The organism is Streptomyces sp. CA-106110, assembly GCF_050936285.1.
Lineage (GTDB): Bacteria > Actinomycetota > Actinomycetes > Streptomycetales > Streptomycetaceae > Streptomyces.
Genome location: NZ_JBNJNB010000002.1, coordinates 150452 through 164706, shown reverse-complemented (window position 1 = coordinate 164706; position 14255 = coordinate 150452). Strand labels below are relative to the sequence as shown.

13 protein-coding genes and 4 pseudogenes are annotated in these 14255 nt (G+C 67.1%); 11 read left to right on the top strand and 6 right to left on the bottom strand.

Going from position 1 to position 14255, the window contains the following annotated elements; genetic code table 11:
• Positions 1–4: 4 nt before the first annotated feature.
• Positions 5–1225, top strand: a complete 1221-nt coding sequence (locus ACQEXA_RS58405) for an RNA-guided endonuclease InsQ/TnpB family protein (RefSeq protein WP_433134920.1) — start codon at positions 5–7, stop codon at positions 1223–1225.
• 72 nt (positions 1226–1297) lie between these two features.
• Here ACQEXA_RS58405 and ACQEXA_RS58400 read toward each other — a convergent pair.
• Together ACQEXA_RS58400 and ACQEXA_RS58395 are read right to left on the bottom strand one after the other, a co-directional pair.
• Positions 1298–1564: pseudogene (locus tag ACQEXA_RS58400) on the bottom strand (IS1182 family transposase); the annotation flags it as partial.
• A 134-nt stretch (positions 1565–1698) separates the two neighbouring features.
• Complete coding sequence (locus tag ACQEXA_RS58395) at positions 1699–2553, bottom strand: reverse transcriptase domain-containing protein (RefSeq protein WP_433133296.1); 855 nt, start codon at positions 2551–2553, stop codon at positions 1699–1701.
• Between the two features lie 71 nt (positions 2554–2624).
• Here ACQEXA_RS58395 and ACQEXA_RS58390 point away from each other — a divergent pair, with 71 nt between their 5' ends.
• The 4 genes and pseudogenes from ACQEXA_RS58390 (at position 2625) to ACQEXA_RS58375 (ending at position 5694) form a co-directional block, all read left to right on the top strand.
• On the top strand, positions 2625–3002 hold the full coding sequence (locus ACQEXA_RS58390) for a hypothetical protein (RefSeq protein ID WP_359412606.1): 378 nt from the start codon (positions 2625–2627) through the stop codon (positions 3000–3002).
• Positions 2999–3154, top strand: a pseudogene (locus ACQEXA_RS58385) (DUF5372 family protein); the annotation flags it as partial. The gene ACQEXA_RS58390 and the pseudogene ACQEXA_RS58385, both read left to right, overlap by 4 nt.
• 163 nt (positions 3155–3317) lie before the next feature.
• On the top strand, positions 3318–3482 hold the full coding sequence (locus ACQEXA_RS58380) for a hypothetical protein (RefSeq protein WP_359412609.1): 165 nt from the start codon (positions 3318–3320) through the stop codon (positions 3480–3482).
• The gene (locus tag ACQEXA_RS58375) at positions 3475–5694 is read left to right on the top strand and encodes a recombinase family protein (protein ID WP_433134919.1); all 2220 of its coding nucleotides are present in this window, start codon (positions 3475–3477) and stop codon (positions 5692–5694) included. The genes ACQEXA_RS58380 and ACQEXA_RS58375 overlap by 8 nt, the downstream gene beginning before the upstream one ends.
• A 9-nt stretch (positions 5695–5703) precedes the next feature.
• On the opposite strand, the gene ACQEXA_RS58370 is transcribed toward ACQEXA_RS58375, so the two are convergent.
• The 4 genes and pseudogenes from ACQEXA_RS58370 to ACQEXA_RS58355 all read right to left on the bottom strand — a co-directional run bounded on the left by ACQEXA_RS58370 (position 5704) and on the right by ACQEXA_RS58355 (position 9738).
• Positions 5704–6282, bottom strand: a complete 579-nt coding sequence (locus tag ACQEXA_RS58370; protein ID WP_433132685.1) for a reverse transcriptase domain-containing protein — start codon at positions 6280–6282, stop codon at positions 5704–5706.
• A gap of 664 nt (positions 6283–6946) precedes the next feature.
• The gene (gene ltrA, locus ACQEXA_RS58365) at positions 6947–8410 is read right to left on the bottom strand and encodes a group II intron reverse transcriptase/maturase (RefSeq protein ID WP_433134918.1); all 1464 of its coding nucleotides are present in this window, start codon (positions 8408–8410) and stop codon (positions 6947–6949) included.
• A gap of 616 nt (positions 8411–9026) precedes the next feature.
• Positions 9027–9305, bottom strand: a pseudogene (locus ACQEXA_RS58360) (transposase); the annotation flags it as partial.
• 121 nt (positions 9306–9426) lie between these two features.
• A complete protein-coding gene (locus ACQEXA_RS58355) occupies positions 9427–9738 on the bottom strand; it encodes a transposase (protein WP_432940680.1) in 312 nt (103 codons plus the stop codon).
• Between the two features lie 93 nt (positions 9739–9831).
• Between ACQEXA_RS58355 and ACQEXA_RS58350 the strand changes: the two genes are divergently transcribed.
• The 6 genes and pseudogenes from ACQEXA_RS58350 to ACQEXA_RS58325 form a co-directional block, all read left to right on the top strand.
• Positions 9832–10023, top strand: a complete 192-nt coding sequence (locus ACQEXA_RS58350) for a hypothetical protein (protein ID WP_433134916.1) — start codon at positions 9832–9834, stop codon at positions 10021–10023.
• Between the two features lie 264 nt (positions 10024–10287).
• Entirely contained in the window at positions 10288–10959 is a 672-nt protein-coding gene (locus tag ACQEXA_RS58345; RefSeq protein WP_433134915.1) for a catechol 1,2-dioxygenase, read from the top strand.
• A gap of 118 nt (positions 10960–11077) precedes the next feature.
• Positions 11078–11761, top strand: a complete 684-nt coding sequence (locus tag ACQEXA_RS58340) for a dienelactone hydrolase family protein (protein ID WP_432940673.1) — start codon at positions 11078–11080, stop codon at positions 11759–11761.
• Between the two features lie 43 nt (positions 11762–11804).
• Positions 11805–12764: a PDR/VanB family oxidoreductase gene (locus ACQEXA_RS58335; RefSeq protein WP_433134914.1), complete on the top strand. Its 960-nt coding sequence runs from the start codon at positions 11805–11807 to the stop codon at positions 12762–12764.
• A gap of 54 nt (positions 12765–12818) precedes the next feature.
• Positions 12819–13943 carry a muconate/chloromuconate family cycloisomerase gene (locus ACQEXA_RS58330; RefSeq protein WP_432940667.1) on the top strand — a complete coding sequence of 375 codons (1125 nt, stop codon included), beginning with the start codon at positions 12819–12821 and terminating at the stop codon, positions 13941–13943.
• A 137-nt stretch (positions 13944–14080) separates the two neighbouring features.
• Positions 14081–14164 (top strand): annotated as a pseudogene (locus ACQEXA_RS58325) (integrase core domain-containing protein); the annotation flags it as partial.
• Positions 14165–14255 lie beyond the last annotated feature (91 nt).

Below are 14255 nucleotides of genomic sequence, written 5' to 3'. Positions count from 1 at the left end.
ATGCATGACGACAGAAGCGACCACGAAGGACACCGGGCATGCCCGGTACACCTTCCGTGTACGCCTGTCGAAGACAGCCCGGCGCGCACTCGAAGCCGAGTGGGATCGCTGCCGCTGGATCTGGAACGAATGCGTGGCCAAGTCCCGGCAGGCCCACGCGCAGAGCAGAGCGGGCGGCGAGAAGTTGACGTGTGGTCCGGCGCAGCTGGACAGGATGCTGACCGACGCCCGCGGGGTGATGCCGTGGCTGGCTGAGGGCGCGAGCGTGCCGCAGCAGCAGGTGATCCGGGAGTTCGCCAGGTCGAGGGCGAAGGCGTTGAAGGACATCAAGGACGGGCTTGCGCAGCACCGCCGGGCGGGGATGCCCCGCTTCAAGCGCAAGCGGGACAGCCGACCGTCGCTGAACTACACCCGGCGCGGTTTCCGCCTCAAGGACGGTCGTCTGCACCTTGCGGGCCAGATCGTGCTGAGCGTGGTGTGGTCGCGGGCTCTTCCGGCCGACCCGTCGAGTGTGCGCGTGTACCAGGACACGCTCGGGCATTGGTACGCCTCCTTCGTCGCCCCGGCCCAGGTCGAGCCGCTTGTGGAGACCGGCCACGTCCTGGGCGTGGACTGGGGTGTGAAGGAGACCGCGACCACCACGGATGACGCCTACGACCTTCCGCATGCCGAACACGGCAAGCGGTCCGCTCAGCGGCTCGCGAAGTACCAGCGGATGATGGCCCGGCGCCGGCGACCGAAAGGACAGCGTGCATCCACCGGCTACCGGAAGGCGCAGGCACAGGCAGCGAGGCTGCACAGGAAGGTCGCGCGGCAGCGTGAGGACACCGGCCGCAAGTGGGCCAAGGCCGTGATGCGTGATCATGACGGGGTTGCGGTGGAGGACTTCCGCCCGAAGTTCCTCGCGAAGACCACCATGGCCCGCAAGGCGGCCGACGCGGCCATCGCGGCGACGAAGCGTGCCCTGATCGAGATGGGCCGCAAGCACGCACGGGACGTCCGTCTGGTGCACCCGGCGCACACCACGATGGACTGCGCAACGTGCGGGGCGAGAACCAAGCACGCACTCCCTCTCTCGATGAGAACGTATGCCTGCACGGTGTGCGCAGCCGTGTCCCCCAGGGACAAGAACTCCGCCCGCGTGATGCTGGTCCGGGCAGGTTGGAACCCGGACGGTGTCGAGGGTGTAAGACCACCTGGTCCGCTGGACCAAGAGGCAGTCTGAGCCGTACATCCCCGCTCAACCCTGGAAGGTGGAGAATCCCCTCCCTTCAGGGAGGGGAGCCTTCAACAGCAGGGACAGCCACTGCGGGGCGGCCGCCGCCAAGGCCTCCAAGGCGGCGCGCAGAGTCTCGCCGACGAACTCCATCCGGTTCAACGTCCGTACCGCCGCGAGGACATGGGTGGAGTCGGTCCGCTGACGGCCGCCCGCGCGCAGCAGCCCGATCCCGCAGACCCGCTCCAGGACCAGGTCCAGGACCTTCTCCTCCAGTCCGTGCTCGATCAGGCGGGCACGGAAGTCGCTCAGGACGGAGAAGTCGAACCCCGGGTCATCCAGCTCCAGGCCGTGAAGTCGGCCCGGAGCGCGGTCCCCGCCTTTCAGCCGGGCCGTTTCTCCGGGCCGCTTCCCGCACCCGCCGTGCGCCTCTCAACGCAACGGGCGCTCCACAAGTCCCGGTGATGTCCTGATGGTTGGCCTCACCTCGTGAGCGGCCATGGGGAGGGGATGACTGATCCGCGGTAGCGATAGCGCGTGGTGTGCACCTTCGCCGGGCTGAACAGTTCCCGTTCCTCGCTGGCCGGCCACCAGCCGCCGCAGAAGCGGCGGCGCAGATTCTTCCAGTTCATTCGGGGGTGCTTGCGCCGAAGCCACCAGATCACCCGGCCCCAGGCATACGAGCTCAGGTACTGGAAAACGGCACTCGACACTCCGGGCCGGAAGTAGGCGCACCAGTCCCGCAGCATCCGGTTGAGACAGATGAGCAGGGTGTCGAATGGCACGTCTGTGCCTGTTCTGCGGCACTGCGTCTTGACCTTGGCCATCACGGCCGCGAGGGCCTTGCGGGACGGGTAGGTGTAGACGTAGTGCTTGCTGGTGCCTCGCTTGCGATGGCGTTGGATGCGCCAGCCAAGGAAATCGAGGCCCTCGTCGATATGGGTGACCAGCGTCTTCTCCGGCGACAGGCGAAGGCCCATCGTGGAGAGGACCTGGGCGGCCTCTTCCTTGAGCGCCTCCGCGTCGGACTGGGTGCCCGACACGACCAGACACCAGTCGTCCGCGTAACGGATCAGCCGATAGTTCGGCAGTCCGCGACGGCGGCGTTTCTGGCGGTCGTTGAAGGTGCTCGCTGGACCTCCCGGGCCCCGGGCGATGTGCTCGTCCAGGACGGAGAGGGCCACGTTGCTCAGCAACGGGGAGAGGATTGATCCTTGCGGGGTTCCGGCGCTGGTCTCCCTGAACGCCCGGTCCTCGCCGAGGATGCCGGACTTCAGGAACGCCTTCACCAGGGTCAGGACGCGTTTGTCCCCGACGCGAGCGCGCACCCGGTCCATCAAAGCGGCATGCGAGATCTCGTCGAACGAAGCCCGGACTTACTACCCGCATCGAGGACCTCGCGGCCGCGTTGCGCGCTGGGGCCGCGGGGTTGTACTGCGCGGTGGCGGCCGTCGAGTTGCTGATTGGCCAGGAACGGTGGCTGCGCCGCGACGACTTCATCGCGGACTTCGTCGAGATCGTCCCTGCTGCGGACGGGACGCCGATGGCGTTCGTCGACTGGTCGCGGGTGGCAGCCTGTCTGAAGCGCGGGCGGCTGGCCTGCTCCACCGGCGAGGGCCAGGTGCTGCGGCTGTGCGCGAGCCTGGTCGAGGGCGTCCCCGTTGACCTGGGCACCGTGTTGACCAGCGTGGACGCACCCACCGTGGTACTGGTGGCCCGCGCCGTGCTGCGCGCCGGCGGCTGTGCGGAGGTCGCTCTGCCCTTGCGAGACGGTGGTGCGCGGTGAGGTCCGTGCAGGTGGTCAGGGACCACCACCCGCTCAAGGGCCGCAGCCTTCAGGTACTCGGCCAGATGCACTGCCGGGGACGGCTGGAGCTGCTGCTGGTCCTGCCGGACGGGAGCAAGTCGCTCATCCCGGCCGCCTGGACTGACTTCCCTCAGGACAGGGAAGAAGCCACCGGCGCCGGAGACGATCGCATCAGGCAACTTGCCTCGTCGGTCAAGCTGTTGGAGGCGCACGGGCTGGTTTCCTCGCTTCTCGCCCGGGCGATCGCTGGGCGGGAGCAGGCTGCACGGCAGTCACCGTGCAAGGAGGACGACCGTGCAGCCTGTCCAACTCAGTCTGCTCCCCGAGCAGGTATCCCCGCCGCAGAACCAAGTGATCGGCCGACTCCCGCAGCCCCAGCTGCAAGAGGCCGTCACCCAGCTGGCCCATCTCATCGCCAAGATGACCGCCGCACGCCGAACGGAGGCTGACGATGAGTGAGCACAGTAAAGTCACCGCGTCCCATCGGCAAAGAGCGGCGATCGTCTACGTGCGCCAGTCCACTCTGCTTCAGTTGGAACGCAACAGGGAGTCCACGGCCCGCCAGTACGATCTGGGCCAGCGTGCGGTGGCGCTCGGGTGGTCCCGTGCGCAGGTCAGCGTCGTCGATGAGGACCAGGGCATCTCCGGCGCCAGTGCCCTGGGGCGGTCCGGGTTCGCCGGGCTGGCCGCCCGGGTCGGCCTGGGCCAGGTCGGGATCATCCTCGCGCTCGAGGTGAGCCGGCTGGCCCGCAATAATGCGGACTGGTACCGGCTGCTCGACCTCGCGGCGATGACCGACACGCTGGTCGCCGACGCGGACGGCGTCTACCACCCGCGCCGGTTCGACGACCGCCTCGTGCTGGGCATGAAGGGGACCATGGCCGAAGCTGAGCTGCACATTCTGCGGGCCCGCCTCGACGGCGGGGTGCGCAACAAGGCCGCCCGCGGGGAACTGCGACGCGGCCTTCCCGTCGGTCTGGTCTGGGGCGAAGCCGATGGCGAGATCCTCTTCCATCCCGACGAGGCCGTGGTCGGCGTGATCCGCGCGGTCTTCGAACACTTCGCCGCCTGCGGCTCAGCGCGCGGGGTGTGGCTGTGGTTGCGCGAGCAGGGCCTGAAGTGGCCGCTGCAGCCGACCGGGTACGTCAACGGCACCGAGATCGTCTGGGTCGAGCCGACCTACCACGCGGTGCACAACACGCTCACCCACCCCGCCTACGCCGGTGCCTACGTCTACGGCCGCACCCGCTTCGAACGCCGCCTCGACACCGACGGCACCGTGCGCACCCACCGCCGCGTCCTGCCCCGCGACCAGTGGCAGGTCCTGATCGAGGACCACCACGAGGGCTTCATCACCTGGGAGGACTACCTGGCCAACCAGGAGAAAATCAGTGCAAACACCCGCCCGCGGCGTCACGAGCCCGGCACCGGCGCGGTCCGTGAGGGGTGCGCGCTGCTGCAGGGCCTGGCCGTCTGCGGCATCTGCGGGCGCAAACTCGCCGTCTTCTACCAGGGCCCTGCCAAGGCCACCCCCGGCTACTACTGCACCGGATCCGGACAGCTGGTCGACGGCCGCGGCACGCGCCACCTGCAGGTCGGCGGGCAGGCCATCGACGCCGCGGTGGCCGCCGCGTTCCTGGCCGCGCTCACCCCCGCCGCCCTGGAAGCCTGCCTCAAGGCTGCCGACCAACTCGAAGCCGACCACGACACGGCGCTTGCCCAATACCGGCGCGAGGTCGAGCGCGCCCGCTACGACGCCTTGCGCGCCGAGCGCCGCTACCGAGCCGTCGACCCGGACAACCGCCTGGTCGCCCGCGGCCTGGAGGCCGACTGGGAGAAGACGCTCACGGCCCTGGCCGCCGCCGAGGCCGAGCTCGCCCGCCGCGATCGCCGCCGGCCCACCGCCCTCACCGCGGCCGAGCGCGCCACGGTGCTCGCCCTCGCCGACGACCTCCACCCGGTCTGGACCGCCGAGACCACCACCGACAAGGACCGCAAGCAGCTGCTGCACACCCTGCTCGAGGACGTCACCCTCACCGTCCACCGCGACGACTCCGACCCGCGCGCCGAGGCAGTCATGCGCTGGAAAGGCGGCGCGATCAGCAAACTGGTGGTGCCGATCCGCCGACCGCAGCCGAAGATCCGCACCGACGAGGACACCGTCGACCTCATCCGCCGCCTGGCGGTGCACTACCCGGACGCCCAGATCGCCGGGATCCTCAACCGCCAAGGTCGGCGCACCGCCCGGGGATTGTCATACACGGCCAGTAGAGTCCAATCACTACGGCACCACTGGGGCATCCCCTGCCACACCAAGAGCGACAAGCCGCAGGAAGGAGAGCTGGTCACCGTGGCCCAGGCCGCCGACCGACTCGGTCTCGCGCCCTCCGCCCTGCATCGCTGGCTGGGCGACGGCTTCATCGCCGGCGAGCAGGACACCCCCGGCGCCCCCTGGCGCATCCGCCTCACCGACGAACTCCGTGCCCTATTCGTCGAGGACGCCCCCGACGGCTGGCTCGCCATGCTCGAGGCCACCCTCGCCTACGGCGTCTCCCGCCAGACCCTGTTGCAGCGTGTCAAGCACGGCGAACTGAAGGCCGTCCACGTCCGCACCGGACGCAGAAAAGGCCTGCGTATCGAGCCCCCGACCCCTCAGAACAGCCTGTTCTGACCCCCACAATCAGCACAAGGAGCAGTGTGACGATGCGTCAAAGCAGGCTTTGATGTCGCCTTCCACGATCCACTCGTAGGAGTGGGAAGTGAAGTGGCGGACCTCGGCCACCGCGTCATGAGCCCGGTGGTTCGGGCGGAACCCGTAAGAACACGGGAGGAAATCCGCCTCGAAAATCGGCTCTAGCACCAGCTTCAGGGACGCCTGCACCACCCGGTCGGTCACGGTCGCGATCCCCAGACGGCGCTTCTTGCCGCCCGCCTTGGGGATCATCCTTTCCCGGACCGGGAGCGGGCAGAAAGTGCGGTCCTTGATTGAGGACCGCAGCCCGTCGAGGAAGTTCTCGACGCCCCGCACGGTTTCCACGTAGTAGGCGGTCTCGCCGTCCACTCCGGCCGTGCGGGCTCCCTTGTTGCCCCGCACTCGAGCCCACGCGACCAGCAGGAACGCGGGGTCGGCAACGAGGTTGAACAGATCACTGAATCTGCGATGAGGGTCCTCGCGGGCCCATCGGTGCAGCTTCGTCTGGATCTCCAGTACCCGGCGTTCCGCCCTGGTCAGGGCGTATTCCAGCTCGTCGGTATTCACCAACGGCCTCCTGGCCTTCCAGTCCTTCGGCTGCTGACTTGCTGTCCTCCTTCGCCATGTACGCGCCTCTCGCGCGCTCGGACTACTGCGAGGACTCCGCCACAGTCCGGTGCCGTCAGCCGACGACGGGCCTGCCCTCCGCCCGGCTGGCTGCCGGGACTTGGGCGGCATCGGACCGCTTCCCACGTTCACCGCTATCCGGTTGTCGAGTGAGCCGCCCAGCTGTACCCCGGCAGCATCGCCATGTCTACGCCGCAGACCTTCAACATGGCCTCCGGACCAGCGCACTTCACCAGCCACGGAGACGCCCCCACCTCCTTCGTGGGAACGAGCACTGCACCCGGCCCAGATCCGCCAGATTCGAGCCGGTGGAAGTGTTACGAGGCTTCAGACACTGGTTCCTCTCGTACAGCTTCTCGTCTCGCTTGCCGGGCCCATACCGTCTGGCAGTTCCGGTACGTCCCGTCGTTGTCAGGGCTGCTTACCACCCTCCCGCGCGACTCCGCGATCAGGCTGCCCTCAGCTTCGCTAGCCTGCTGCGACAGGCCAGCGGCGGAGTCCTTTCACCCCCGCCCGGAAAATAGGTGAGGTCGACCCGGAGCGCGGTACTGGCCTCACGACCAGCCCGTTTCTCCGGGTCGCCTCCCGAACCCGGCGTGCACCGCTAAGCGCACCGGGCTCTCCACAAGTCCCGTGGGTCGGTGTTCACTTCATGCTGTGCTCGGCCACAGTGTGGGATGCGTGTTCCCCGGTAGTAGTAGCGCTTTGCGCTCACTCTTGCCGGATCGAACAATTCCTTCCCGCCCTCGGCGGGCCAGATGCCGTAGCGTCGGCGTAGTACCTTCCAAGGAACGCGCCGATGCTTGCGCTCCTGCCATCTGATGATCTCCTTCCAGAGATAGGCCCTCAGATAGCTGAAAGTCGCGTTCGAGCACCCGTACTTGAAGTACGCGGTCCAGCCCCGCAGCATCCGGTTGAGCTGACGCAGCAGGTCTTCGAGCGACAGGTTCGTGCTCCGCCGGCATATCGTCTTCACCTTGGCCATGACGGCCACCAGGGCCTTCTTGGCTGGATAGACGTAGACGTACTGTTTGCCGGTGCCTCGCTTCTGGTGGCGCTGGATGCGCCAGCCGAGGAAGACGAGGCCCTCGTCGATATGGGTAATCAGGGTCTTCTCCGGCGACAGGCGTAAGCCCATCGTGGACAGGACCCCGGCGATTTCTTCCCGCAGGGCTTCAGCGTGTGCCTTGGTGCCCGACACGAGCAGGCACCAGTCGTCCGCATACCGCACGAGACGGTAGTTGGGCAGACCTTGACGGCGTCGCTTGGCCCTTCCATACGGGCTGGCTCCGGGGCCGCCCGGCCCTTGGGCGATATGCTCGTCCAGGACCGAGAGAGCCACATTGCTCAGCAACGGCGAAAGAATCGACCCTTGCGGAGTCCCAGCGTTGGTATCCACCAGCGTGCCGTCCTCATCGAGGATGCCAGCCTTCAGAAATGCCTTCACCAGATCCAAGACACGTTTGTCTCCGACCCGTTCCCGCACCCGGCCCATAAGAGCGGTGTGCGAGATTTCGTCGAAGCAGGCTTTGATGTCACCTTCAACAATCCACTCATACGAGCGGGATGCGAAATGGTGCACCTCGGCCACTGCGTCGTGAGCCCGGCGATTCGGACGGAATCCGTAGGAACACGGGAGGAAATCCGCCTCGAAAATCGGCTCCAACACCAGTTTCACGGACGCCTGGACTACCCGGTCTCGGATGGTCGCGACCCCCAAGTAGCGGACCTTGCCGCCAGCCTTGGGAATCGCGCGTCGCCGAGCCGGGAGGGGCCGGAAGGTGCGGGCTTTGAGATCATCTCGCAGTTCCGAAAGGAACCCCTCCAGCCCCCGCACGGACTCGATGTAGTAGGCGGTCTCGCCGTCCACTCCCGCCGTGCGCGCGCCCTTGTTATTCCGCACCCGATCCCAGGCCACCAGCAGGAAGCCCGGGTCCGCGGCGAGGTTGTACAGATCATCGAACCTGCGATGAGGGTCATCACTGGCCCAACGGTGCAGCTTGGTCTGGATTTCCAGTACCCGGCGTTCCGCCTTGAGTAAGACGTATTCCAGTTCGTCGGTATTCACCAACGGCCTCCCGGCATTCCAGCATCCTTATTGCCGACTTGCTGGCCCCCTTCGCCATGCGCGGACCTCTCGTCCGCTCGGACTACTACGGGGCCTCCGCCCCATCCCGCGCCTTCGACAGACGACGTATCTATCCCAAGAACCCGGATGGATTCCGGGCCCGGGGAACAACGCGAGATGGTTCCCGTGTTCACGGTGAATCGATCGGTCAGTCCGGCGCCCAGCTTTGCCCCGGCAGCATCGCCACGGTTACGCCGCAGGCTTTCGCCGTGGCCTCCCCACCGACACGCCAAGTCGGCTACGGAGTCAGCCCGCTCAACGAGCGAACTGTGCGCTACAACCCGGCCCATATCCACCAGATTTGAGCCGGTGCCACGCTTACGGAGCTTTACCACTGGTTCCTCTCGTACGCCCTCTGATCTCGCTCGCCGGACCCGGCCCGTCTGGTAGTTCCGAGCAGTCCCGGCTTTGTCAGCGCTGCTTCCCGCCCTCCCCGGCGTCTCCCGGATCGGACTGCGCTCAGCTCCCACCAGGCTGCTGCGACAACCTGGCGAGGAGGTCTCGCACCTCCTTCGATTCACCGCGCCTCACGGCGCACCGGCGCCTCGTGGCGCACGAGGAGGAACTTCCAGTCCATCCGCGCCCGCACCTGGTCAGCGGCCTGCCGGTCGGTGAGCTCCTCGGCGTACTGCAGCACCGAGACCAGCGCAAGCGCTCCGGGCGAGACCGCCGGCCGCCCCCGCGTGCAGAACGCCTCGACGAAGGACTCGTCCTCGAACAGCGGACCAAGCGCTTCCCGGATGCGGACCGCCAGCGTTCCCTTCGGGAACGAAGCCCGCACCACCCGAGCGGTCAACTCCGGCACCCCGCGATCAGCCCGCGACTCCAGTGACACCCAACCCCATCCTCGCTCGACGAACAGGCTGATCATGGCAGTCCGGACAGCCCATCACCGTCGCTTTGCGGACTTCCCAACGGAGTCCTTCAGGGAGGGGAGCCTTCAAGCAGATGGTCGATCACCTGCTCGGCCTCGTCCGGGGACGGTCGATCTCCTGGGCAAAAAACACCGAGGCAGCTTTGAGGATCTCGTTCGCCCGCCTCAACTCCGCTACTTCTTTCCGGAGTTGCTTGAGCTCGTCCTGCTCGGCAGTGGTCAGCCGGTCCTCGCGCTCGCCGCGGTCGGCCTCTGCCTGGTGGACCCAGCCGCGCAGAGCCTCCTTGTGGATGCCGAGGTCTTTCGCGACGTGGGCGATGGGGCGGCCGGTGGCACGGACCTCACGGATCGCGCGCTCACGGAGCTCGTCGGGATATTTACGGGGTGCTGCCATGGTGCTGGTGGTTCTCCTTCGCCAGGACGGTAACCCTGGCATCAGGGACTCCACAAATCCCGGTACAGCTCAGTGGTCACTGCCCTGGGGTACGTGGCGAGGACCGGCTTCTGCTCGGTGGTCCCCCGGTCCGCGACCGGAATCGCGCTCCCGGGCGTCGGTTTCGTGCCGCTGGCCGGCGTGCCACCCGTGAGGCTGGGCTGCCTGTATCGCGCGGACGACGTGCCCTGGCTCGTCGAGGCATTCCTTGATCACGTGTCCGCCACGTCGCTCGAGGCCGGGTGATCCCGGGGAACAGCCGGCCTCGATACCCGCACAGCACGAGCACCTGTTCCGATCCGGTATTGGTCCTCGCCGTGCAGCTGCGCCTAGCGTTGCGGTGAGACCGGATCCGCCGGCTACGCGGACGCTGAATTCGCATTCCCGCGATCTCCCCAGGAGAATTAGATGACTGATCAGCGCACCGTCGATTTGTTCGACAAGTTTATGGACCTGACGAGGGATTTCATCGTTCGTCACGGTCTTCAATACGAGGATTACGCCGCGGTCATGCAGTACATGATCCGGGTGAGCGACGCCGGCGAGTGGCCGCTGTGGATGGACAACTTCCTCGAAGCGACGGTGGACACCACCAGCTACGGCGGCGGGCCGTGGACACCAAGCGCTATCGAGGGGCCTTACTACAAGCCCGGAGCGCCACTGCTGAGCGAGCGGCCGTACACGCTGCCGATGCGGCCCAACGAGGTCGGCGAGAAGTTGCTGTTCAAGGCCACGGTGTGCAGCCCGGGTGGGGAGCCCGTCTCCCAAGCGGTGGTCGATGTGTGGCAGGCGACGAGCGAGGGGCTGTACAGCTTCATCGACGTCGGCATGCCGGACGACTATGTGCTGCGCGCCCGCGTCCCCGTGGACGAGGACGGCGGCGTCGAGTTCCGGAGCATCCGGCCCGCCCCGTACGAGATCCCGAAGAACGGGCCGACGGGACACCTGCTCAACGAGGTCCTCGGGCGGCACACATGGCGCCCCGCGCACCTGCATTTCAGGATCACCGCCGAGGGTTACAAGCCGCTGGTCACCCAGCTCTACTTCGAGGGCGACCCCTTCCTCGACAGCGACTGCGCAGCGGGCGTCAAGCCGGGCTTGATCATCCCGCTGAGCAAGACCGACGTCGACGGCGGCAGCTGGACCTGCGGCGAGTTCGCGTTCGTGCTCCAACCCCAGTAGTTGCGAGAAAGGAATCGGTGCTCTGATGTGCCACGTCCACTCCACCGCCCCGCGTCCGCCCTCGTCGGTTCGCCGGGATCAGCGCCGCACGTCCGGTGCTGATTCGGTTCCGTACCTGGTGTTCGAGCCCGATACCGGCCGTGCGGGAGGTGGCGGCGAGCCGCCACAGGTCGTGATCGCGTCCGACATCTACGGGGTCAACCCGTTCTACCGGTACCTGGCCGGCCGACTCGCTGAGCAGGGTTACCGCGCGATTGTCCCGGACCTGTTCCACCGGGTGGGTGAGGCCAGGGACTCCAGCCGGGAAGCCGCATACGAGCGGCGTGCCCTGCTCGACGACGTGCAGGCTGTCGACGACCTCAGGAAGGTTATCGATGAGATCGGGGGTGGGACTCGGCGCTTTGGGATGCTCGGGTTCTGCCTGGGCGGCACGTACGCGCTGCTGACGGCGGCGAGCCGCCAAAACCAGGCGACCGTGACCTACTACGCGTTCCCGCGGGGCGTGGCGGGGGCGAAGGTCCCGACGGACGAGCCGATCGAGGTCGCCGCCCGGACCATTGGTCCGGTGCTCGGCTTCTGGGGACGGCAGGACTACATCGACCCGAACGAGGTGGACCTGCTTGAGGCGGCACTTGAGCGAGCACCCGGTGAGCACGAGGTCGTCTGGTACGAGGGCGCCGGGCACAGCTTCCTCGCCGGGCTGACCGAGGAGGGGCACAAGTCGGCAAAAGCCGCCGCCGATTCCTGGCACCGCACCCTGGACTTCTTCGGAGGCCACCTCGGCGGCTCGCCGGCGGCGTGACGTGGGTGCAGATGCAGCCAGAGGCGAGGTAGACGGGAGAGGCATGAGCCGGAAAGACACGAGTCGACAGGTGAGGATCGAGGGGAGAAGGCAGGCCGCGGACGACGTCGTCGAGATCCGACTGGTCGATGCTGCGGGCGAGCGGCTGCCGGCGTGGGAGCCGGGCGCGCACATCGTCCTCAGCCTGCCGACCGGCCTGACCCGGCAGTATTCGTTGTGCGGCCCCGACCGGGAGGACGGCAGCTGGACCATCGCCGTCCACAGGTCGCCGACTTCGCGCGGCGGCAGCACGTACGTCCACGACGAGCTCCCTGTCGGGGCCGTCATCTCGGTCGAGGGTCCGTACAACAATTTTCCACTCGTGCACGCGGACAGGTACCTCTTCCTCGCCGGAGGTATCGGGATCACCCCGATCCTCAGCATGCTGCGGCAGCTGCGTGCCACCCATTTCCAGGATTTCGAGTTCGTCTACTGTGGTCGCCGTCGCTCGCTGATGGCCTACCACGACGAGATCGTCTCCTGGGCGGACAGCAGGGTCACTATCTATGCCGATGACGAGCACGAAGGCCTGGTGGACCTCCAGGCGCTCCTTGACCGGCACAAGGGCTCGACCGTGTACTGCTGCGGGCCGGAGGGGATGACCCAGGCTGTCGAGAACCTGGCACCGGATCCGTCGTTGGTGAAAGTCGAACGGTTCCAGTCGTCGCTGCGGGCAGATACCTCGGACAACACCGGCTTCGACGTGATCGTGTCCGATTCGGGGCACAGGGTACGGGTCGGCCCGGACGAATCGATTCTCGAAGCTCTCGAACGCGAAGGCTACGATCTGGACTTCGACTGCCGGGACGGCATCTGCGGCACGTGCGAGACCAGGGTGGTCAAGGGTCTGCCCGAACACCGCGACGACGTGTTGAGCGAATCCGAGCGCGCCGAGAACTCGGTGATGATGATTTGCGTGTCCAGAGCGATGAGCGAGGAGCTCGTCCTGGAACTGCCCGAGTGACGAGATGACTCCTTTCTCGACACGTACGAAACATCGTTCAAGAACGGAAGAGTCGTGAGCACGCTACGGATCGCCAAGCTGCGTACCACGATCGTCGATCTGCCGACGTCCCGGCCGCATCGGTTCGCCAACCACGAGATCAGCCACCAGAGTTACCTGCTGGTGGAGGTCCACACGGACGCCGGTGTCATCGGCATCGGTGAAGGGGTGTCGCCGGGCGGTCCGTGGTGGAGTGGCGAAAGCGTCGAGGGGCAGCAGCAGCTCATCGAGGTCTACCTTGCCCCGGTGCTGGAAGGCATGGACTGCTTGGCGCTCCCGCTGATCCGCTCCGCGATGGACAGGGTGACCCACAGCAACGAGTTCGCCAAGGCCGCCGTTGAGATGGCGATACTCGACGCCACCGGCCTGGTGCTCGGAGTGCCCGTCCATCGCCTGCTCGGTGGTGCGGCGCGCCTGCGGCTGCCCGTACGCTGGGCGCTCAGCGGGAGCGGGGAGGAAGAAGTCGTCGACGAGGCCGTCGAGCGTCTCGGGCAGGGGCACCCGGCGCTGAAACTGAAGCTCGGTGCGCTGCCGCCCGCTGAGGACCTCAAGCGGACGGCCCGTCTCATCGCCAAAATCGGCGCGGGCTGCGACTACCTCGTCGATCCGAACGGCAGCTGGGATTACCGCACTGCCGTGTCCAGCGTGAAAGAGCTGGAAGCGATGGGCGTGAGCGTTGTCGAGCAGCCGGTCGATCGCCGCGACCTCGCCGGGATGGCAGTGCTGGTCGAGCGGTCGACGACCCTGCGCATCATGGCGGACGAAAGTGTCTGCCGCCCCGTCGACGTGATGGCCGCCGTCAACGCGAGAGCGTGTGATTCGGTTTCCGTCAAGATCGGCAAGGCTGGTGGGTTGCACGCGGCAGTGGAGGTTGCGACCATCGCCGCCCACGGCGGCTTGCGTTGCTACGGAGGCACCGCGATCGAGACGTCGATCGGCACTGCGGCCGCGGCGCACGTGTTCGCCTCGCTTCCGGACCTCGAGATGGGGTGTGAGCTCATCGGGCCGCTGCTGCTGCAGGAAGACCTCACCGTGACCTCCGTCCACTACGAGAACGGCCAGCTCGTCGTGCCCGACAGCCCGGGGCTTGGCGTCGAGGTCGACCGGGACCAGGTCGACAGGTACAGGCGGCGACGGTAGCGAGAACATGGTCATGGACATCCACGACGCCGGCGCCGGGGTGGGGTTTGTGATCCGCGACCGGGACGCGTCCTACCCGGCCGCCTTCGACACCGTTGCAGGCCGAGGAAATCGAGGTCCTCCACAGCGGTGTCCGGATGCCGCGCTTGAACGCGGTCATGGAGCGATGGGTGCGGTCCTGTCGAACTGAGCTCCTCGACCGCGCCCTGATCTGGAACCAAGCCCATCTACTCCACGCGCTGTGCGAATACGAGCAGTGCTACAACCAGCACAGGCCCCAGCGCATCTTCGCAAGCGCCGCACCGCTACGTC

Excerpts from the sequence above, each read along its gene's own strand:
- ACQEXA_RS58405 (WP_433134920.1), top strand. The coding sequence starts at position 5 with ATGACGACAGAAGCGACCACGAAGGACACCGGGCATGCCCGGTACACC.
- ACQEXA_RS58395 (WP_433133296.1), bottom strand. The coding sequence starts at position 2,553 with ATGGACCGGGTGCGCGCTCGCGTCGGGGACAAACGCGTCCTGACCCTG.
- ACQEXA_RS58375 (WP_433134919.1), top strand. The coding sequence starts at position 3,475 with ATGAGTGAGCACAGTAAAGTCACCGCGTCCCATCGGCAAAGAGCGGCG.
- ACQEXA_RS58355 (WP_432940680.1), bottom strand. The coding sequence starts at position 9,738 with ATGGCAGCACCCCGTAAATATCCCGACGAGCTCCGTGAGCGCGCGATC.
- ACQEXA_RS58345 (WP_433134915.1), top strand. The coding sequence starts at position 10,288 with ATGCAGTACATGATCCGGGTGAGCGACGCCGGCGAGTGGCCGCTGTGG.
- ACQEXA_RS58335 (WP_433134914.1), top strand. The coding sequence starts at position 11,805 with ATGAGCCGGAAAGACACGAGTCGACAGGTGAGGATCGAGGGGAGAAGG.